Source organism: Pseudonocardia sp. TMWB2A (assembly GCF_017312135.1).
Genome location: NZ_QKQY01000002.1, coordinates 3,760,585 through 3,779,359 on the forward strand (window position 1 = coordinate 3,760,585; position 18,775 = coordinate 3,779,359).

At 74.9% G+C, this 18,775-nt stretch carries 17 protein-coding genes and 1 riboswitch; of the genes, 9 read left to right on the top strand and 8 right to left on the bottom strand.

What is annotated here, in order from left to right; all coding sequences use genetic code 11:
* Window positions 1–80 precede the first annotated feature (80 nt).
* Window positions 81–2,369, top strand: coding sequence for a HelD family protein (locus tag DMP17_RS32155; protein ID WP_226366040.1), 2,289 nt, complete (start codon window positions 81–83; stop codon window positions 2,367–2,369).
* A gap of 19 nt (window positions 2,370–2,388) precedes the next feature.
* Here DMP17_RS32155 and DMP17_RS32160 read toward each other — a convergent pair whose 3' ends face one another.
* From DMP17_RS32160 to recQ, 3 genes are all read right to left on the bottom strand, one after another.
* Complete coding sequence (locus DMP17_RS32160; RefSeq protein ID WP_337831506.1) at window positions 2,389–2,958, bottom strand: DinB family protein; 570 nt, start codon at window positions 2,956–2,958, stop codon at window positions 2,389–2,391.
* 70 nt (window positions 2,959–3,028) lie between these two features.
* On the bottom strand, window positions 3,029–3,790 hold the full coding sequence (locus DMP17_RS32165) for a gamma-glutamyl-gamma-aminobutyrate hydrolase family protein (protein WP_226365177.1): 762 nt from the start codon (window positions 3,788–3,790) through the stop codon (window positions 3,029–3,031).
* A gap of 7 nt (window positions 3,791–3,797) precedes the next feature.
* The gene (recQ, locus tag DMP17_RS32170; RefSeq protein ID WP_337832764.1) at window positions 3,798–5,624 is read right to left on the bottom strand and encodes a DNA helicase RecQ; all 1,827 of its coding nucleotides are present in this window, start codon (window positions 5,622–5,624) and stop codon (window positions 3,798–3,800) included.
* A gap of 369 nt (window positions 5,625–5,993) precedes the next feature.
* Between recQ and fgd the strand changes: the two genes are divergently transcribed.
* On the top strand, window positions 5,994–6,998 hold the full coding sequence (fgd, locus tag DMP17_RS32175) for a glucose-6-phosphate dehydrogenase (coenzyme-F420) (RefSeq protein WP_226365176.1): 1,005 nt from the start codon (window positions 5,994–5,996) through the stop codon (window positions 6,996–6,998).
* Complete coding sequence (locus tag DMP17_RS32180; RefSeq protein WP_226357098.1) at window positions 6,995–7,774, top strand: enoyl-CoA hydratase/isomerase family protein; 780 nt, start codon at window positions 6,995–6,997, stop codon at window positions 7,772–7,774. The genes fgd and DMP17_RS32180 overlap by 4 nt, the downstream gene beginning before the upstream one ends.
* A gap of 62 nt (window positions 7,775–7,836) precedes the next feature.
* Here DMP17_RS32180 and DMP17_RS32185 read toward each other — a convergent pair whose 3' ends face one another.
* The 4 genes from DMP17_RS32185 to DMP17_RS32200 form a co-directional block, all read right to left on the bottom strand.
* Entirely contained in the window at window positions 7,837–8,706 is an 870-nt protein-coding gene (locus DMP17_RS32185) for an AfsR/SARP family transcriptional regulator (protein WP_226357099.1), read from the bottom strand.
* A gap of 218 nt (window positions 8,707–8,924) precedes the next feature.
* A complete protein-coding gene (locus tag DMP17_RS32190; protein ID WP_337831507.1) occupies window positions 8,925–9,875 on the bottom strand; it encodes an ATP-binding protein in 951 nt (316 codons plus the stop codon).
* Window positions 9,872–10,789, bottom strand: coding sequence for an MEDS domain-containing protein (locus DMP17_RS32195; protein WP_337831508.1), 918 nt, complete (start codon window positions 10,787–10,789; stop codon window positions 9,872–9,874). The genes DMP17_RS32190 and DMP17_RS32195 overlap by 4 nt, the downstream gene beginning before the upstream one ends.
* 295 nt (window positions 10,790–11,084) lie before the next feature.
* Window positions 11,085–11,612, bottom strand: a complete 528-nt coding sequence (locus tag DMP17_RS32200) for an OsmC family protein (protein WP_062394956.1) — start codon at window positions 11,610–11,612, stop codon at window positions 11,085–11,087.
* Between the two features lie 189 nt (window positions 11,613–11,801).
* Here DMP17_RS32200 and DMP17_RS32205 point away from each other — a divergent pair, with 189 nt between their 5' ends.
* The 5 genes from DMP17_RS32205 to DMP17_RS32225 all read left to right on the top strand — a co-directional run bounded on the left by DMP17_RS32205 (window position 11,802) and on the right by DMP17_RS32225 (window position 15,188).
* On the top strand, window positions 11,802–12,440 hold the full coding sequence (locus DMP17_RS32205; protein WP_337832765.1) for a CDP-alcohol phosphatidyltransferase family protein: 639 nt from the start codon (window positions 11,802–11,804) through the stop codon (window positions 12,438–12,440).
* A 10-nt stretch (window positions 12,441–12,450) separates the two neighbouring features.
* Window positions 12,451–12,843 (top strand): glycine cleavage system protein GcvH, encoded by a 393-nt coding sequence (gene gcvH, locus DMP17_RS32210; protein WP_224388041.1) that lies wholly within the window; start codon window positions 12,451–12,453, stop codon window positions 12,841–12,843.
* Between the two features lie 183 nt (window positions 12,844–13,026).
* Window positions 13,027–13,479 (top strand): glycogen accumulation regulator GarA, encoded by a 453-nt coding sequence (garA, locus tag DMP17_RS32215; protein ID WP_062394962.1) that lies wholly within the window; start codon window positions 13,027–13,029, stop codon window positions 13,477–13,479.
* A 381-nt stretch (window positions 13,480–13,860) separates the two neighbouring features.
* Window positions 13,861–14,337 carry a bifunctional nuclease family protein gene (locus DMP17_RS32220; RefSeq protein ID WP_010224693.1) on the top strand — a complete coding sequence of 159 codons (477 nt, stop codon included), beginning with the start codon at window positions 13,861–13,863 and terminating at the stop codon, window positions 14,335–14,337.
* Between the two features lie 272 nt (window positions 14,338–14,609).
* On the top strand, window positions 14,610–15,188 hold the full coding sequence (locus DMP17_RS32225) for a MerR family transcriptional regulator (RefSeq protein ID WP_208623102.1): 579 nt from the start codon (window positions 14,610–14,612) through the stop codon (window positions 15,186–15,188).
* A gap of 10 nt (window positions 15,189–15,198) precedes the next feature.
* Here DMP17_RS32225 and DMP17_RS32230 read toward each other — a convergent pair whose 3' ends face one another.
* Window positions 15,199–15,498, bottom strand: coding sequence for a YiaA/YiaB family inner membrane protein (locus tag DMP17_RS32230; RefSeq protein WP_062394965.1), 300 nt, complete (start codon window positions 15,496–15,498; stop codon window positions 15,199–15,201).
* A gap of 73 nt (window positions 15,499–15,571) precedes the next feature.
* Window positions 15,572–15,666, top strand: a riboswitch (glycine riboswitch).
* Between the two features lie 168 nt (window positions 15,667–15,834).
* Here DMP17_RS32230 and gcvP point away from each other — a divergent pair.
* Window positions 15,835–18,726: an aminomethyl-transferring glycine dehydrogenase gene (gcvP, locus tag DMP17_RS32235; protein ID WP_337831509.1), complete on the top strand. Its 2,892-nt coding sequence runs from the start codon at window positions 15,835–15,837 to the stop codon at window positions 18,724–18,726.
* Window positions 18,727–18,775 lie beyond the last annotated feature (49 nt).

Consider the following 18,775-nt stretch of genomic DNA (forward strand, 5'->3'; position numbering starts at 1 on the left):
CTGCCGGCTCCCCGGCTGCCGCGGCCGACCCCGCCGCGCCGGTCGACCCGGAGCTGGCCCACGAACAGTCCTACGTGGCCATGCTCTACGAGCAGCTCGAGGACCGCCGTCGCGACACCGCGCGCCGGCTGGCCGACACGCTGCGCGAGGAGACCGTCGGCACCCCGCAGGCCATCACCCAGCGCGACGCCGCCGCGGAGATGCTCACCGACCGGCTCGCCGGTCTGCGTGCCGCCGAGCACGGGCTGGCCTTCGGCCGGCTCGACGCCGACGACGGCGAGATCCGCTACGTCGGCCGCATCGGCCTGCTCGACGAGGACAACGAGTACGAGCCGCTGCTGATGGACTGGCGGGCACCCGCCGCCCGGCCGTTCTACACCGCCACCGCCGCGAACCCCGAGGGGATGCGGCGGCGCAGGCACCTGCGGACCCGGCTGCGGCAGGTCGTCGCGGTCGACGACGAGCCGCTCAACCTCGCCGAGATGACCGAGGCCGAGCGGGCCCGCTCGGGCTCCGGGCTCACCAGCGAGGCCGCGCTGCTGGCGGCGGTCTCCTCGGCCCGTACCGGGCGGATGGGCGACATCGTCGCCACCATCCAGGGCGAGCAGGACCGGATCATCCGGTCGAAGCCGTCCGGGGTGCTGGTCGTGCAGGGCGGGCCCGGCACCGGGAAGACGGCGGTGGCGCTGCACCGCGCGGCCTACCTGCTCTACACCCACCGCGACCGGCTGGCCCGGCGCGGCGTGCTCGTCGTCGGGCCGAACCCGACGTTCCTGCGCTACATCGGCCAGGTCCTGCCCTCGCTGGGGGAGACCAGCGTCGTGCTCGGCACCGTCGCCCAGCTGTTCCCCGGCCTGGACGCGCGACGCACCGAGTCCCCGGCGACGGCCGAGCTGAAGGGCCGCGCCGACATGGCGCCGGTGATCGCCGCCGCGGTGCGCGACCGGCAGCAGCTGCCGCGCACCCCGGTCGAGCTCGTCGTGGAGCAGCAGCGGGTCGTCCTCGACCGGGACACCGTCGCCCAGGCCCGCACCCGGGCCCGGCGCTCCCGTAAGCCGCACAACGAGGCCCGCCGCATCTTCCGCAAGGAGCTGCTGCGGCTGCTCGCCCAGCAGGTCGCCCGTCGCGTCGGCGGCGGCGAGTCCGGCCTGCTGGACCGGCGCGACGTCGACGACATCCGCGACGAGCTCGCCGAGTCCGCCGCGGTCGCGACGCAGCTCGAGGAGCTCTGGCCGACGCTGTCGCCCGAGCAGCTGCTCACCGACCTGTTCGCCGACCGTCGCCGGCTCAACTCGGTGGCCCGGCGGATCCCGGCGCCCGAGCGGGCCCTGCTGGAGCGCCCGGCGCCCGGCGCCGACGTGCCCCCGGACCTGCGCTGGACCCCGGCCGACGTCGCCCTGCTCGACGAGGCCGCCGAGCTGCTCGGCGACGACGGCGCCGCCCAGGCCGCCGCCGAGGCCGCCGCACTGCGCGAGGAGGTCGAGTACGCCCAGGGCGTGCTCGACGTGCTCGACCTGGAGGAGGACCTCGACCCCGAGCTGCTGCGCGCCACCGACATCATCGACGCCGACCGGCTCGCCGAGCGCATGCAGGTCTCCCGCTACGACTCCACCGCCGAGCGGGCGGCCGCGGACCGGGAGTGGACCTACGGCCACATCATCGTCGACGAGGCGCAGGAGCTGTCGGCGATGGCCTGGCGGATGGTCATGCGTCGCGCCCCCGCCCGGTCGATGACCCTGGTCGGGGACATCGCCCAGACCGGTGACCGCGGCGGCGCGGGCTCCTGGGACGAGGTCCTGTCACCGTTCGTGGCCCGCCGCTGGCGCCTGGAGCAGCTGACGGTGAACTACCGGACGCCCTCGGAGATCGCCGACGTCGCCGACGACGTGCTCGCCGAGATCGACGCGTCGCTGCGGCCGCCGTCGTCGGTGCGCTCGACCGGGGTGCCGCCGTGGGCGGCGGCGCTGCCCGCCGGGGCCGACGGCGACCGGGTGCTGGCCGAGCGGGTGGGCGCCGAGCGCGACGCCGTCGGGGACGGGCGCACCGTCGTCCTCGCCCCCGAGGGCCGCGTCGCCCACGTGCGCGCCGTGCTGGAGACCGCAGGCCTCGTGACGCCGGCCGGGCCCGACACCGAGGAGACCGCAGGCGAGTCCGAGCTCGACGCCCCCGTCGTCGTGCTCCCGGTGGCCGCGTCGAAGGGCCTGGAGTTCGACGCCGTCGTCGTCGTCGAGCCGCAGGAGATGCTGGACGAGTCCCCGCGCGGGCTCAACGACCTCTACGTGGCGATCACCCGGGCCACCCAGCGCCTCGGGGTCCTCCACTCCGGGGACCTGCCCCCGGTGCTCAAGCGGATCGGGCGGGCCGGCTGAGCCCGGCCCGGCGCCCGGCTCAGCCGGCCCGGTAGAGGTCGCGCAGCAGCGCGATCTCCGCGCCGTGGTGGATGGCCTCCCGGTGGATGTGCAGCACCAGGGTGGCCAGCGGCGCGTCGGCGTAGGGGCCCTCGGCCGGTCCGCACGGCCGGGCGAGGCCCTCGGCGCCGAGCGCGGCGACCCCGGCGGTCCAGCGGGCGTACTCGGCGTCGAGTGCGTCGAGCGCCTGTGCCGCGGTGCCGGGGTAGGCGTAGGAGTCGTAGTCGACGGCCGGGCCGCCGAAGTGGGAGTGCGAGCGCATCGCGAACACCCCGACCAGGAGGTGCCCGAACCGCCACGCGATCGTCGTGACAGGCGGCGGCTCCGACGTCGGGAACGTGAAGTCGATCACCCAGTCGCCGGACCCGGCGCCCGGCGGGGTCACCGACTCCCCGCGGCGGCGCACGCCCCAGCAGCCGGGCACCGGCTCCCGGTGGTACTCGTCGTCGGTGAGCCCGGCCAGCCGCGGCCGCAGCAGGGTGTCCCAGTGGAACGTCAGCTGCGCGAGCAGCTCGGCGTTCCAGTCGAGGGTCGTGGTGGGTGTCGTCATGCCCCCGGAGGCTAGGGCCGATCGAGGACGGCCGCGGTCCGCGTCGCGGGGACGGGTGCGCCCGGCGCGCTCAGCCGGCGACGGCGACCGGGCGGAGCCCGGAGGTCCGCGCGCGCCGGGCCGCGGCGACCACCGCCCGCGCCAGGCGCAGGTCGGTGGTGTCGCGTTCGGGGTGGGACTGCACGCCCAGCACCCAGGGCGTGTCGGACCCGGCCGGCTCGGCCCACTCGAGGGCCTCGACCACGTCCCCGGCGCGGGCCGACACCCGCAGCCCGGCCCCGGCCCGGTCGACGCCCTGGTGGTGGTGACAGCGCACCCGCACCGGGCCCGGCCCCAGGATCTGCGCGGCCCGGGTACCGGGCTCGGTGGTGACGTCGACCGGCGCGTAGACCCCCGGCCCGGCCGCGTGCGCCGCCGCGGCCCCGGCGCCGAGCACGTCGGGCAGGTGCTGGTGCAACGTCCCGCCGAGCGCGACGTTGAGCAGCTGGTGGCCCCGGCAGATCCCCAGCACCGGGACGCCGCGGGCCAGCGCCCGGTGCAGCGCGGCGAGGTCGGCGGCGTCGCGCTCGGTGCGCGGCGGGTCGGTGTGCGCACCGGGCGGCTGCCCGTAACGGGCCGGGTCGACGTCGGGCCCACCGGCGACGACCAGCCCGTCGAGGACGTCGACGGCCGCGTCCCCGCCCGCCACCGGGGCCAGCAGCACCGGGGTCCCGCCCGCAGCGAGCACCATGTCGACGTAGGTGCGGGGGAGCAGCACGACGTCGTCGTCGCGCATGATCCAGTAGTCGGCGCGCTCGGCGTAGCAGGAGATCCCGATGAGCGGCCGGGTCATGCCGGCCTCACGGGTCCGCGCCGTGCAGCACGTCGATCACCTGGTCGCCGTAGCGGGCGAGCTTGCCCTCGCCGATCCCGGAGATCGTGCCCAGCGCGGCCCGATCGGCGGGGGCGCGGGTCGCGATCTCGCGCAGCGTCGCGTCGTGGAAGATCACGTAGGCGGGGACGCCCTGCTCCTTCGCCGTCGCCGCCCGCCAGGCCCGCAGCCGCTCGAACACCGGCGCGAGCTCGGCCGGCATCTCCACGGCCGGCTTCGACCCGCCCCGCGACCGCGACGACCGCGCGGCGCGCTCCGGCTCGGTGCGCAGCATGACCGTCTGCTCGCCGCGCATCGCCGCCGGGGACTCGTCGGTGAACCGCAGCGTCGAGTAGTTCCCGCCGACGGTCAGCAGCCCGCGCGCGACGAGCTGGCGCAGCACGTTGCGCCACGCGACGTCGGTCAGCTCGGTCCCGACGCCGAACACCGACAGCTCGTGGTGGCGGTGCTGGTCGACCTTCGGGGTGCGCTTGCCCAGCAGGATGTCGACGACCTGCCCGGAGCCGAACTCCTGGTTGCGCTCCTTCTTCAGCCGCCACACCGTCGACAGCACCTTCTGCGCCGCGACCGTGCCGTCCCACGACGACACCGGCGTCAGACAGGTGTCGCAGTTCCCGCACCGCTGGGCGTCGGGCCTCTGCCCGAAGTAGCGCAGCAGCTGCGCCCGGCGGCACTCGGTGGTCTCGCACAGCGCGAGCATCGCGTCGAGGTGCTGGGCCAGGCGCCGCTTGTGCGCGGCGTCGCCCTCGCCGTCGTCGATCATCTTCCGCTGCTGGACGACGTCGGCGAGCCCGTAGGCCAGCCACGCCGTCGACGGCTCGCCGTCGCGGCCCGCGCGGCCGGTCTCCTGGTAGTAGCCCTCCACGGACTTCGGCAGGTCCAGGTGGGCGACGAAGCGGACGTCGGGCTTGTCGATGCCCATGCCGAACGCGATCGTCGCGCACATGACCAGGCCGTCCTCGCGCAGGAACCGGGACTGGTTCTCCCGGCGCACCGACGCGTCGAGCCCCGCGTGGTACGGCAGTGCCCGGATCCCCTGCGCGGTGAGGAACTCCGCGGTCTGCTCGACCGACTTGCGCGACAGGCAGTAGACGATGCCCGCGTCCCCGGCGTGCTCGGAGCGCAGCAGCTCCAGCAGCTGACGGCGCGGCTCGTTCTTCGCGACGATCCGGTACTGGATGTTGGGCCGGTCGAAGCTCGCGACGAAGTGCCGCGCCCCGGTCAGCTCCAGGCGCTGCGCGATCTCGGTGCGGGTCGCGTCGGTCGCGGTCGCGGTCAGCGCGATCCGCGGGACGTCCGGCCAGCGCTTCGGCAGCTCGGAGAGCAGCAGGTAGTCGGGCCGGAAGTCGTGCCCCCACTGCGCGACGCAGTGCGCCTCGTCGATCGCGAACAGGGCGATCCGGCCGCGCTCCAGCAGCCGCACGGTGGACTCGACCCGCAGCCGCTCCGGGGCGAGGTAGAGCAGGTCCAGCTCGCCCGCGAGGAACTCCTGCTCGGTGAGGCGGCGCTCGTCGGCGTCCTGGGTGGAGTTGAGGAACCCGGCCCGCACCCCGAGCGCGCGCAGCGCGTCGACCTGGTCCTGCATCAGCGCGATCAGCGGCGACACCACGACCCCGGTGCCCGGCCGGGCCAGCGCCGGGACCTGGTAGCACAGCGACTTGCCGCCACCGGTCGGCATGAGCACCAGCGCGTCCCCGCCGCCGGTGACCTGCTCGACGATCGCCTGCTGCTCGCCGCGGAACGTGTCGTAGCCGAAGACGCGGCGCAGGATCTCGTGCGGGTCGCTGCTGTGCACCCGCTCCGGGACCGGCTCCGGCTCCGGCGGCCGCCCCGGCCCGGCGGGCGCGGCGGCCCAGGCGTCCTCCGGTGGGGGTTCGTCGCCGTAGTCGTCCTCGGGCTCGGGCGGGAGCGGGATCTCGTCCGGGTCGGAGGCGTCGAACACGTCGTCGATCGTACGAGTCCCGCCGCGCGCGCCCCGCCCGGCACTCACCTCGCGGCACCGCCGACCGCGCGCGGGCCCCGGCCGGGGCGTGGTCCCGGTCACCGCCCGTGTGTCGCGGGCGCCGCGGTGCTGCGCCGGACGGCCCCGGGGTGTAGCAAGACCTGCAGGACCAACGGCGTTCGCAGACCGGGCGCCGGGCGATCACGCGAGAAGGACGGATCCGTGGATCTGAAGATCGGGTACAAGGCGTCGGCCGAACAGTTCGGCCCCCGCGACCTCGTCGAGTACGCGGTGCTGGCCGAGGAGCTCGGGCTCGACAGCGTCTGGGCGTCGGACCACTTCCTGCCCTGGCGGCACGAGGGCGGGCACGCCCCGGCCGCGCTGCCCTGGATGGCGGCGGTGGGGGAGCGCACGAAGCGGGTGCAGATCGGCACCTCCGTGCTCACCCCCACGTTCCGCTACAACCCGGCGGTGCTGGCCCAGGAGTTCGCCACGATGGCGCTGCTCACCGGCAACCGGGTCGTGCTCGGCGTCGGCACCGGCGAGGCGCTCAACGAGATCGCGGTGTCCGGGCGGGAGTGGCCCGAGTTCAAGGAGCGCTTCGCCCGGCTGCGCGAGGCCGTGAAGATGATGCGCGCGCTGTGGACCGAGGAGTCGGTCAGCACCGAGGGTGAGTACTACACCTTCGTCGACGCCATGATCTACGACCGGCCCGAGCAGCCGGTCCCGATCTACGTCGCCGCGGGGGGCCCGATGGTCGCCCGGTTCGCCGGCCGGTTCGGCGACGGGTTCATCTGCACCTCCGGCAAGGGCATGGACCTCTACACCGACAAGCTCCTCCCGGGCGTCGAGGAGGGCGCGGGCAAGGCCGACCGCGACGCGGGCGCCATCGACAAGATGATCGAGATCAAGATCAGCTACGACCGCGACCCCGACGCCGCGCGGGAGAACACCCGGTTCTGGGCGCCGCTGTCGCTCACCGCGGACCAGAAGAACTCCGTCGACTCCTCGCAGGAGATGGAGCGCCTGGCCGACGAGCTGCCGATCGAGCAGGTGGTGAAGCGCTGGATCGTCGCGTCGGACCCCGACGAGGCCGTCGAGCAGATCAAGCCCTACCTCGACGCGGGCCTGAACCACCTCGTCGTGCACGGACCGGGGCACGACCAGCGCCGGTTCCTGGAACAGTTCACGACCGACGTCGCGCCTAAGCTGCGGGCGCTCGCGTGAGCGCCGCGACGAGCGCCCCCGCCGTCACCCGCGAGGGGCGGGTGCTGCGCTGCCGGGTCTCCACCGGCCGCCACGGCACCCTCGACGGGCCCGCCATGGCCGAGGTCACCGAGGCGCTGCTGGCGCTCGACCCGGCCGAGACCGGCGCGGTGCTGGTGCACGGCGACGGCGAGAACTTCTGCACCGGCGGTGACGTGCGCGCCTTCGCCGGGGCCGACGACCGCTACGCCTACGTGCACGGCCTCGCAGACACCTTCCACTCCATGCTGCGCCCGCTGGCCGCCTCCCCGGTGCCCACGGTCGCGGCGGTCCCGGGCTGGGCCGCCGGTGCGGGCATGAGCATCGCGCTGGCCTGCGACCTCGCCGTCGGCGGGACCTCGACCCGGATGCGCCCGGCCTACCCCGGCATCGGGTTCTCCCCCGACGGCGGGATGACCTGGACGCTGCCGCGGCTGATCGGTGCCGCGCGGGCACGGCGGGTCCTGCTCACCGACGAGGTACTGGAGGCCGAGACGCTGGCCGAGCTGGGGCTGCTCGCCTCCGTCGTCGACGACGACCGGGTCGCCGACGAGGCCGCCGCGGTCGCGCACCGGCTCGCCCAGGGACCGACGGCCGCGCTGGGCCGCATCCGCGGTCTCCTGGCCGTGACCTGGGACCGGGGGCTCGACGAGCAGCTCGAGGCCGAGGCGGACTCCATCGCGACCTGCGCCGCGGGTCCGGAGGGTGCCGAGGGGCTCGCCGCGTTCGGCGAGAAGCGCCGCCCGCAGTTCCACTAGCCGCACACGACGAGGGGGGCGCGACCGTCCGGTCGCGCCCCCCTCGTCGTCGGTGTGGCCGGTCAGCGCCCGCTGGCCGGGCTCCCCGCGACGACCCGGCGCGAGCGCTGCGGGCCGCGGCCGGTGCCGGGCATGCCCACGGCGAAGCGCTGGGCCGGGCGGTGCAGGCCCGGGCCGAGCGGCCAGCCCGCGTCGAGCGGGGCGAGCAGGCGGTCCAGCTCGGAGTCCGGGGTGGCGCCGACGCTGTTGCGCAGCAGCCGCTGGAACTCCTCGTACTCGGCGAGGGCGTCGGCGACGTGCCCGCCGGCGAGCAGGGCCTCGACCAGGGCGCGGCGCGACCGCTCGCGGCTCGGTGCGGTGGCGACGGCCCGGCGCGCGACGGCGACGGCGTCGTCGTGCCGGTCGGCGGCGGTGAGCGTGCCGGCCAGCCCTTCCAGGGCGGACAGGCGCAGCTGGCGGAACCGCTCGCGCTCGACGGCGATCCACGCCGCGGTCCACGACGGGAGGATGTCGGCCTCCAGCAGCGCGGTCTCCGGCGCACCGATCTCGCGCACGGTGCGCAGCATGCTGGGCGCGGACAGCCCGCGGATCAGCAGCATGGCCTCGGTGAGGTCGACGACCACGTCGTCGCCGAGCTGCAGCCGGCCGAGGTGGTCGGCGTCGAGCAGGCCCGGTACGTCGACGCCGGCGACGGCCTCATCGAGCAGCCGGGCCGCGGGGACGGGACCGACCCCGGGCCACAGCGTCGCGGCGAGCGCCGCGGTCGGCTGCGGCCGCCGGTGGACGGCGAGATAGGCGACCAGGCGACGGGAGTCGACCGGCAGCGGGACGGCGCGGTCACCCGCGCGCAGCCCGAACGAGCCCAGCACCCGCACGTGCGGGGCGGAGGTGGGAGTGCTCTGCTCACTGGATCGACAGTGATCGTCGGACATGGCCGTTTCCCCGGATCGGTCGTGGCGTGCGGCCCGCGATCGGGTCCGTGCGGAGCCGGGGCGCGCCGGGCGGGAGGGCCTCGGATCGCGGAGCGGGCACGACGGAACCGCACCGACACGGACGGCGGGCGGCGTCTCCGTGTGGTGTCGTGGGACGAGGATAGCCCAGCAGTGCCCACGGTGTGAGATCCGGGTACGGCCGGATTGTGAGATCTGCGTCAGGCCCGGGAGAGCAGCCGGACGTGGGTCCCGTCCGGGGCCCGCCACACGTGCAGGCTGTCGCAGAGCTGCCGGGCGATCCAGGTCCCGCGCCCCCGGGCCTGCGACGGGTGCGGCGGCGCGAGCCCGATCAGCGGCAGCGCGATCGCCCCGCTGTCCTGGACCTCGCAGACCAGCTCCCCGTCGCGCGCCCACACCGACAGCCCCGCCTCCGGGGACCCGTGCTCGACCGCGTTGGTGGCGACCTCGTTGACCGCCTGCACCATGTCCTCGCCGCGGGCGGTGTCGAACCGGCACACCCGGGCGGCCTCCTCGACGGCGTCGCGCACCCGGGACAGCTCGAAGGTGTTGTAGGACAACGTGACGTCCGGCGGTCCGAGCAGGTGCGGCGGCGCGATCGGCAGGGCCGCGAGCACCTCGGCGGGCGGGCGGTGCCGCGGGTTCTCGGTGAGCCCGGAGACACGCAGCCGCAGCGGGTGGTTGACCACCGCCGACTCGCCGACCGCGCCGTGCAGCGGCAACCGGGGGTAGGCGCACACCTGCAGGACCGGCAGCCCCGCGAGGGAGATGTTGAGCGCGGCCTCCAGCTCGACCCAGAACCCGCCGTCGACGCCGTCGAGGTCCGGGTCGTGCGCGCTCACGACGAACACCGGGCGGCCCGAGGAGGTCAGCGCCCGCAGCTCCCGGGCCCGCCAGGCGGCGACGGTCTGTCCGGACTCCCGGGCGGAGCTGGTCAGCGAGGTGAGCCTGCCGAGCTCGACCTCGTCGCCGAGCTCGTCGTGCAGCGCCTGCTCCAGCGGTGCGGGCAGGTCCAGCGCGACCCGGGCGCCGGTGTCGCGTGCCGCGGCCCGGGCGGCGGGGGCGACGGCGGCGAGCAGCTCCACCGGGTCGTCGGCGTGCACGAGGGCGTGCCGGAAGCCGGGCGGGCGGGGTGCGGCGTTGACCTTCACCGGAGCTGTCCTCCCGGGTGCACGACCTCGGGGGCCGGCGGGTGGTCGTCGAACACGAGCTGGGGGGAGAAGGCCGCGCCGCAGCGTTCGAGCACGCGCAGCACCCGCGGCCGGACCCGGTGCAGCACCAGGCGGTGGGTGGCCGGGAAGCCCTCGGCGGCGTGCACCAGCGCGACCGCGGTGGCGACGTCGACGAACCGCACCGAGGCCAGGTCCAGGCCGATGTCGGTGCAGGCGTCCGCGGAGCGCAGCGCGGCGTCCAGGGCCGACTGCAGCAGCGAGGTGATCTTCGAGCGGTTGCTGTGGTCGACCTCGCCGGCCAGCCGGGCGTGGCCGGTACCGAGGCGCACGATCCGGAGCAGACCGTCGTCGTAGGCGGTGGAGCAGGGGACGTGGTCGCGGTGCAGCGCCCGCATGATGTCGATCTGCTCGGCCGGGAAGTGCTCGGTGTCGTAGGTGCACAGCGCGGTCAGACCGCCCGCGCTCTCGCGGACCAGCCGGGCCAGCAGGCCGTCGTACTCGGGCAGGGTGCCCGCGGCGCCCGCGTCGAGCACCGAGTGCATCTGGCCGGTCATCCGGGTGCCGTTCCAGCCGAGCTCGCGGGAGCGGGCGACCTCGCCGGACATCCCGGCGTGCACGTCGGACAGCGGGGTGCGGAAGGTGCGCCGGGTCCGCTCGGCGGGCAGGATCTCCAGCTGGCCGTGGCGCAGCGGGTCGTCGACCTCGACGCCGTCCTCGACGAGGCGGCGGAGCAGGACGTCGGCGGCGCCGTCGTCGTCGAAGTAGAGGATGCGCTCGCCCCGGTCGAGACCGTGCGCGACGTAGGCGGCGGCGAGCTCCCCGAGGTGCTCCGTGCTGTCCGGGACCGCGCACACGTGATCGCCGGACGTCAGCGCGTCCGCCAGCTTGATCACGTCTCACCTGCCGCGCGTGCCCCGCCACCGCACGTCGCGGCGCCGGGCACACCCCGTCACGAACTCCTGGACGGATCAACCGTACGGAGGCCCTCGGCGGGGACCGGAGACCTCGGAGCGTGTGGGGCGCCGAACCGACGGTGACGCGCGACGAGCGGATCGCCACCGGCGGGCGACCGGAGCGGGCAGACCTGGTCCGACCAGGACCTACGGCCGTTCGGCGCTGCCCGGTGCCCGCCGGACGGCGGTGGCACCCGGTGTCCGGGTGGTCACCGTCCGGCGTGCCGCGGGCGGGTCAGGCGGCCGGGTTGACCGCGACCGAGGTGGTCGCGCTGCCCTGGATGGTCTGCAGGACGACGCAGTACCGCTCGGTCAGCTTCACCAGGGTCGCGACCTTGTCCTCGGCGGCGGGCGCGCCGCCGTCGCGGATGTCGACGTCGAAGGACAGGCGGATCTCCCGGAAACCGACCGGGGCGTCCTTCGCGACGCCGAGGGTGCCGCGGAAGTCGAGGTCGCCCTCGGCGCGCACGGCGCCGAGCACCTCGAGCTCCAGTGCGGTGGCCACCGCGCGCAGGGTCACCCCGGCACAGGCCACCAGCGCCTCCAGCAGCATGTCGCCCGAGCACAGCTGGGTGCCGTCGCCGCCGGTGGCCGGGTGCAGGCCCGCCTCGGCCATCGCCTGGCCGGTCGAGACCTTGCACGCCACCCCGGAGCCGAGCTCCCCGTCCGCCTTCAGGGTGATGACCGCCGACTCCGGGTCGTCGCGGTACTGCTGCTTGAGCGGGGCCTGGATGTCGCGCAGGGAGATGTTGGTGTCGGTCATGTCCCCATCCTCACCCCGACGGGGTGACCCGCACACCCCGACCCGACGACTAGGGTGCCCGGTGTGGGCGGGGAGAGCGATACCGGACGGGCGGCAGCGGTGCGCCGCAGCGCCCGCGAGGCCGCCGACTCGGTCCGCGAGGCCCGCGACACCGTCCGGGACACGGTGCGCGACACCGTCCGGGACTCGGTGCACGACACCGTCGGCCCGCCCACCGACGACGACCGGCTCTGGACCGTCCCGAACGCGCTCAGCATGCTGCGCCTGGCCGGGGTGCCGCTGTTCCTGTGGCTGATGCTCGGCCCGGAGGCCGACGGCTGGGCCGTCGCGGTGCTGGCGATCGGCGGGTTCACCGACTGGCTCGACGGCAAGCTCGCCCGCGTCCTGGACCAGTTCAGCCGGTTCGGCGCCATGCTCGACCCGGCCGTGGACCGCCTCTACATCCTGGCCGCGCTGGTCGGGCTGGCCGCGCGCGACATCGTCCCGTGGTGGGCGGTGGTCGCCCTGGTCGCCCGCGACGTCGTCCTCGCCGTCTGCGTGTTCGTGCTGCGCCACCGCGGCTACGGCCCCTTCGAGGTCGTCTACCTCGGCAAGGCCGCCACCTTCGTCCTGCTCTACGCCTTCCCGCTGCTCCTGCTCGGCGACGGGCCCTCGCCCGCCGAGGCCGTGGTCGGCGTCGTCGCGAACGCCTTCGCCATCTGGGGCGTGGCCCTCTACCTGTGGTCGGGGCTGCTGTACCTGGCCCAGTTCCGGCTGGCGCTGCGGCGTCCGGAGCCGGGCGTCCCGGCCCCGGCGGCCCGGTTCGATCACGGCGGCGCCGCGGGATAGGCTCCACGGCGTGAGCTCGGAGATCCCGTCGGACCTGTCCTACACCGAGGCCCACGAGTGGGTGCGCCGCAGCGGGGACGGGGTGGTCCGCGTCGGCATCACCGACCACGCCCAGTCGCAGCTCGGTGACGTCGTCTTCGTGCAGCTGCCGGCCGTCGGCGACACCCTCGCCGCGGGCGACGCCATGGGCGAGGTCGAGTCGACCAAGTCGGTGTCGGACATCTACGCCCCGGTCGGCGGCGAGGTCGTCGCCGTGAACGACGGGCTGGACGCCGGCCCGGAGCTGGTGAACTCCGCCCCCTACGGTGACGGGTGGATCGTCGAGATCCGCCTGGCCGAGGGGGCCTCGCTCGACGGCCTGCTCGACGCCGACGCCTACCGCCAGCTGGCCGACGGAGCCTGAGCCGGCCCGCCCGCCGCGCCACGCGGCACGGCGCGCCGACCTCCGTATCGCCCCGGCCGCCCCGACCGGTAGGTTCACATCCCCTGGACGTGCCGTCCGGAAGGGACCGGGACACCGGCCCCGCTCAGCCCTGACCGCCCGGACGCCGTCCGGGTACCGCATCCGCGAGGAGGAGTCCCCGAGGTGACCACGAACGACCCGCGCGACGTGCCACCGGAGCGCGCACCGGAGACCACGTCGGTCTTCCGGGCGGACTTCCTCGCCGACGTCGAGCAGCCGGCCGCCGAGCCCGCCGTCTCGGGTGTCGACGGGCTTCCCGCCGGGTCGGCGCTGCTCGTCGTCCGGCGCGGTCCGAACGCCGGCTCGCGCTTCCTTCTGGACGTGCCGACCACCAGCGCCGGCCGGCACCCCGACAGCGACATCTTCCTCGACGACGTCACCGTCTCCCGGCGGCACGCGGAGTTCCGCCGCGACGCCGGTGAGTTCGTCGTGGTCGACGTCGGCAGCCTCAACGGCACCTACGTCAACCGCGAGCCGGTCGACACGGCGGTGCTCGCCAACGGCGACGAGGTGCAGATCGGCAAGTTCCGCCTGGTCTTCCTGACCGGGCCCCGCGAGCCGGGCGCCCAGGGCTGATCCCGGTTCCGTGCGGCGCCGCAGGCGCCGGTCACGGAACCCCGCGTACGACCGGCCCGTCGCGGCCGGGGGTGCTCTCGTACCCCCTGGTGCGACGGGCCTTCGGCGTGCACGGGGACCGACGGGTGTCGAGCCGACACGCCGTGCGCGACGGGCGTGTGACGATCGTCGAACGGACCCCGTCACTCCCCGTCCGGAGGCGCGCGTCGGGGCGGACCGCCGTGTAGCGTCATCAGATGTCGGTGGCAGTGCGGTGGCAACGACACGGAGCCCGTCGGGGTCCGCCGCACGGGTCAGGGCGAGCAAGGCGATCAGGGCGGCCGGGGTGGCGTGTCCACCCGGGTGGCCCGACAGGCCCGACAGGGCCGGGGAGGCGGGCTGATGAGCGAGATGCGCGTCGTGGGCGTCCGGGTCGAACTTCCGGCGAACCAGCCGATCCTGCTGCTGCGGGAGACGAACGGCGACCGATACCTCCCGATCTGGATCGGATCGGTGGAGGCGACGGCGATCGCCCTGGAGCAGCAGGGGGTCAAGCCCGCGCGGCCGCTGACCCACGACCTGCTCAAGGACGTGATCGGGGCACTCGGGCGGCGGCTCGAGCAGGTGCGGGTGACCGACCTGCAGGAGGGCACCTTCTACGCCGAGCTGATCTTCGACGGCGGCGTCACGGTGTCCGCGCGGCCGAGCGACTCGATCGCGCTGGCGCTGCGCACCGGCGTTCCGGTCCACGCCGACGAGAGCGTCCTCGCCGAGGCGGGGCTCGTCATCCCCGACGAGCAGGAGGACGAGGTCGAGAAGTTCCGCGAGTTCCTCGACTCCGTGTCGCCGGAGGACTTCCGCGGGGCCCAGCCGGGCTGATCCGTCCGGGTGACCACCGCCGTCACCCGGTGGTGGGACCGGATGGACCACGGTTCGACCGTTCACCGACGTCACCGACCGTTCGGCGGCTGTACGCCCTCCGTACCCGGCAACCCGGGCGGGTGTCCGGTACGCCCGGGTCGGCGAGCCGCGTTGACCACCTCGGCCACTGGGCCTACCGTCATCACGACTGATGACATCCGTGGAACTCACCACTACCCAGAGTCACATGGTAGGGGAGGGCCACGGTCCCGACCGAGGGAGACCGCGCGGTGCAGACGCCACCACCCGAGGGGCCGGGTCAGGGAGAGCTGTTCCCGGACCCGCTCGTCGGTGAGGGGCTCGACGGGGTGACCGACCGCCTGGTCGGCTTCCGCGGGCCGACCGCGTGCCAGGTCGTCGGCATCACCTACCGGCAGCTGGACTACTGGGCCCGCACCGGGCTGGTCGTGCCGTCGATCCGCGGGGCCGCCGGGTCGGGCAGCCAGCGGCTGTACTCCTTCAAGGACGTCCTCGTCCTCAAGATCGTGAAGCGGCTGCTCGACGCCGGTGTCTCGCTGCAGAACATCCGGATCGCCGTCGAGCACCTGCGCCGGCGCGGGATCCGCGACCTGGCCGGCATCACCCTGTTCTCCGACGGCACCACCGTCTACGAGTGCACCTCCCCGGAGGAGGTCGTCGACCTGCTGCAGGGCGGCCAGGGCGTGTTCGGGATCGCGGTGTCCGGGGCGATGCGCGAGATCTCCGGCGTCATCAAGGACTTCCCGGCCGAGCGGGCCGACGGCGGCACCGTCGACGAGGCCCCCGAGGACGAGCTGGCCCGCCGCCGCGCGCGCCGCGCGATCTCCTGACCGGACCCGGTCAGGCCACGGCCCGGAACGGGTCGTGCTCGGCCAGGAGCTTCTCCATCCGCGCCTGGTCGACCCGGTTGACCACGGTCAGGCTGTCCTGCCGGTCCCGGACGCACTTCGCGAGGGTGAACGCCGAGGTGATCGCGTACAGCACGGCGATCGCGAGGAACGCCTTCACCCACCCGTCGACGGGCAGGTAGACGGTCCCGACGACGACGGCCGCGAGCGACACGCCGAAGGACAGCATCGCCTGCGTGTGGAACGCGGCGGTGGTGGCCGGGGTGGTGTTCGGAGCGCTGGTGTTCGACATGGCAGGAAGTGTGACGAGCCGGCGCAGGCGGCGACGCCGCAGAACTACGCAGGTAGGCTGGCCCGGTAGTCGTCGACGCCGTGCGGGAGAGCCCCGGGGAACGTGCCCGGGCGCCGAAGGAGCAACCCCTTCCCGGAATCTCTCAGGCACACGGACCGCGCGGTCGAGGCGCCTCTGGAAAGCGACGGGTCGCACACGCACGCGAGGCACCCGTCCGCCGACGGGGAAAGCCGGAAGCCTCCGGTGAATCTCTCAGGCGCCCGTTCCGCGGGTACGGACAGAGGGGGAGGGGCGAGTTGCCCTGCCCCGATCCGCCCGACGACCTCCGGAGGCGCCGTGAGCCCGACGTCCGAGCACCGTCCCACCCTCGCCGAGCTGGAGCGGGGGCTCCCGTTCGCCGAGCGCCACATCGGGCCCCGGCCCGGTGACCTGGCCCGGATGCTGGAGGTGCTGGGCGTCGACTCCCTCGAAGCGCTCGCCGCCCGCGCGCTGCCCGACACCATCCGCGACGACGGACCGGTCGGCGCGTCGCTGCCCGCGCCGGTGGGCGAGGCCGAGATGCTCGCCGAGCTCCGCGAGCTGGCCGGGCGCAACACCGTCACCGTCCCGATGATCGGCTACGGCTACCACGGCACCCGCACCCCGTCGGTGATCCGCCGCAACGTGCTGGAGAACCCGGCCTGGTACACCGCGTACACGCCGTACCAGCCCGAGATCAGCCAGGGCAGGCTCGAGGCCCTGCTGACCTTCCAGACGATGGTGTCCGACCTGACCGGGCTGCCGGTCGCCGGTGCCTCGCTGCTCGACGAGGCCACCGCCGCCGCCGAGGCGATGACGCTGCTGCGCCGGGCCAACCGCTCGACCAGCCCGCGGTTCGTCGTCGACGCCGACACCGGGGCCCAGACCGTGGACGTGCTGCGCACCCGCGCCGAGCCGCTCGGCATCGAGCTGGTCGTCGCCGACCTCGGCGACGGCGTGCTGCCCGAGGGCGAGTTCTTCGGGGTGCTGCTGTCCTACCCGGGCGCGTCGGGCCGGGTCGCCGACCCGTCGGCGCTGGTCGAGGCCGCGCACGGGCGCGGGGCGCTCGTCGCCGTCGCGGCGGACCTGCTGGCCCTGACCCTGCTCACCCCGCCCGGGGAGCTCGGCGCGGACGCCGCAATCGGGTCCACCCAGCGCTTCGGGGTGCCGCTCGGCTTCGGCGGCCCGCACGCGGGCTACCTCTCGGTCGGGCAGAAGCATGCCCGTCAGCTGCCGGGACGCCTGGTCGGGGTCTCCCGCGACGCCGACGGCCACTACGCCCTGCGCCTCGCGCTGCAGACCCGTGAGCAGCACATCCGCCGGGAGAAGGCCACCTCCAACATCTGCACCGCGCAGGTCCTGCTCGCGGTCATGGCCGCCTGCTACGGGGTGCACCACGGCCCGGACGGGCTCCGCGAGATCGCCACCCGCACCCACCGGATGGCCGCGGTGCTCGCCGCCGGTCTGCGCTCGGGCGGGGTGGAGATCGTCCACGACGCGTTCTTCGACTCCGTGCTCGCCCGCGTCCCCGGCCGCGCCGACGCCGTCGTCGCCGCCGCGCACGACGCCGGGATCGCGCTGCGCCGCGCCTCGGACGACGAGGTCGGCGTCGCCACCTCGGAGATCACCACCGTGGCGCACCTGCACGCGGTGTGGGCGGCGTTCGGCGTCACCGGGGTGGACGTGGCCGCGCTCGACGGGGACACCGCCGACGCGCTGCCCGCGGGCCTGCGCCGTGCGAGCGAGTACCTCACGCATTCGACGTTCCACGAGTTCCGGTCCGAGACCGCGCTGATGCGCTGGCTGCGCCGCCTCGCCGACGCCGACCTCGCGCTGGACCGCACGATGATCCCGCTGGGCTCGTGCACCATGAAGCTCAACGCCGCCGCCGAGATGGAGGCGGTGACCTGGCCGCAGTTCGCCGACCTGCACCCGCTCGCGCCGGAGTCCGACACCGCCGGCACCCGGGAGATGATCGACCAGCTGGAGACCTGGCTGGCCGACCTCACCGGCTACGCCGCGGTGTCGCTGCAGCCCAACGCGGGCAGCCAGGGCGAGCTCGCCGGGCTGCTCGCCATCGCCGCGTACCACCGCAGCCGCGGTGAGACCGACCGCGACGTCTGCCTGATCCCGGCCTCCGCGCACGGCACCAACGCCGCCTCGGCGATCATGGCCGGGCTGCGGGTGGTCGTCGTCGGGACCGCACCGGGCGGCGACGTCGACCTCGACGACCTGCACGCGAAGATCGCCGAGCACGGCGACCGGCTCGCCGCGTTGATGATCACCTACCCGTCGACGCACGGCGTCTACGAGGCCGGGGTCCGCGACGTGTGCGCCGCGGTGCACGACGCCGGCGGCCAGGTGTACGTCGACGGCGCCAACCTCAACGCGCTGGTCGGGGTCGCCCGTCCGGGGGCCTTCGGCGGCGACGTCAGCCACCTCAACCTGCACAAGACCTTCTGCATCCCGCACGGCGGCGGTGGGCCGGGCGTGGGCCCGGTCGCGGTGGCCGAGCACCTGGCGCCGTTCCTGCCCGGGCGCACGCCCCGGTCCGACGGCGGTGTCGGCCCGGTGTCCGCCGCCCGCTTCGGTTCGCCCGGCGTCCTGCCGATCTCCTGGGCCTACCTGCGGATGATGGGCCTGGACGGGATGCGCCGCGCCACGTTGACCGCGGTGGCGGCCGCCAACTACGTCGCCACCCGGCTGCGGGAGCACTTCCCGGTTCTCTACGCGGGCGCCGACGGCACGGTCGCCCACGAGTGCATCCTCGACCTGCGCACGCTGACCAAGGAGACCGGGGTGACCGTCGACGACGTCGCCAAGCGGCTCATCGACCACGGCATCCACGCCCCGACCATGTCCTTCCCGGTGGCCGGGACGCTGATGGTCGAGCCCACCGAGTCCGAGGACCTCGCCGAGATCGAGCGGTTCGTCGCCGCGATGGTGTCGATCCGCGGCGAGATCGACCGCGTCGCCGCGGGGGAGTGGCCCGCCGAGGACAACCCGCTGCGGAACGCCCCGCACACCGCGGCCTGTCTGGCCGACGACAAGTGGGACCACCCGTACCCGCGGGAGCTGGCCGCGTACCCGACCGGGGTCACCCCGGGCGTGCACGACCGGAAGGTGTGGCCGCCGGTGCGCCGGATCGACGGTGCCCACGGCGACCGGAACCTGGTCTGCTCCTGCCCGCCGCCGGACGCCTTCGCCTGAGCGCGGACCACCCGTCGGGAGGGTGTCCGGACAGGGCGGGGATCATGGC

What these genes read in the sequence shown, in the direction of transcription:
- DMP17_RS32155 (WP_226366040.1), top strand. Translation starts at nt 81, where the DNA reads ATGCTCTACGAGCAGCTCGAGGACCGCCGTCGCGACACCGCGCGCCGG.
- DMP17_RS32160 (WP_337831506.1), bottom strand. Translation starts at nt 2,958, where the DNA reads ATGACGACACCCACCACGACCCTCGACTGGAACGCCGAGCTGCTCGCG.
- DMP17_RS32165 (WP_226365177.1), bottom strand. Translation starts at nt 3,790, where the DNA reads ATGACCCGGCCGCTCATCGGGATCTCCTGCTACGCCGAGCGCGCCGAC.
- DMP17_RS32185 (WP_226357099.1), bottom strand. Translation starts at nt 8,706, where the DNA reads ATGTCCGACGATCACTGTCGATCCAGTGAGCAGAGCACTCCCACCTCC.
- DMP17_RS32200 (WP_062394956.1), bottom strand. Translation starts at nt 11,612, where the DNA reads ATGACCGACACCAACATCTCCCTGCGCGACATCCAGGCCCCGCTCAAG.
- DMP17_RS32220 (WP_010224693.1), top strand. Translation starts at nt 13,861, where the DNA reads ATGAGCGAGATGCGCGTCGTGGGCGTCCGGGTCGAACTTCCGGCGAAC.
- DMP17_RS32230 (WP_062394965.1), bottom strand. Translation starts at nt 15,498, where the DNA reads ATGTCGAACACCAGCGCTCCGAACACCACCCCGGCCACCACCGCCGCG.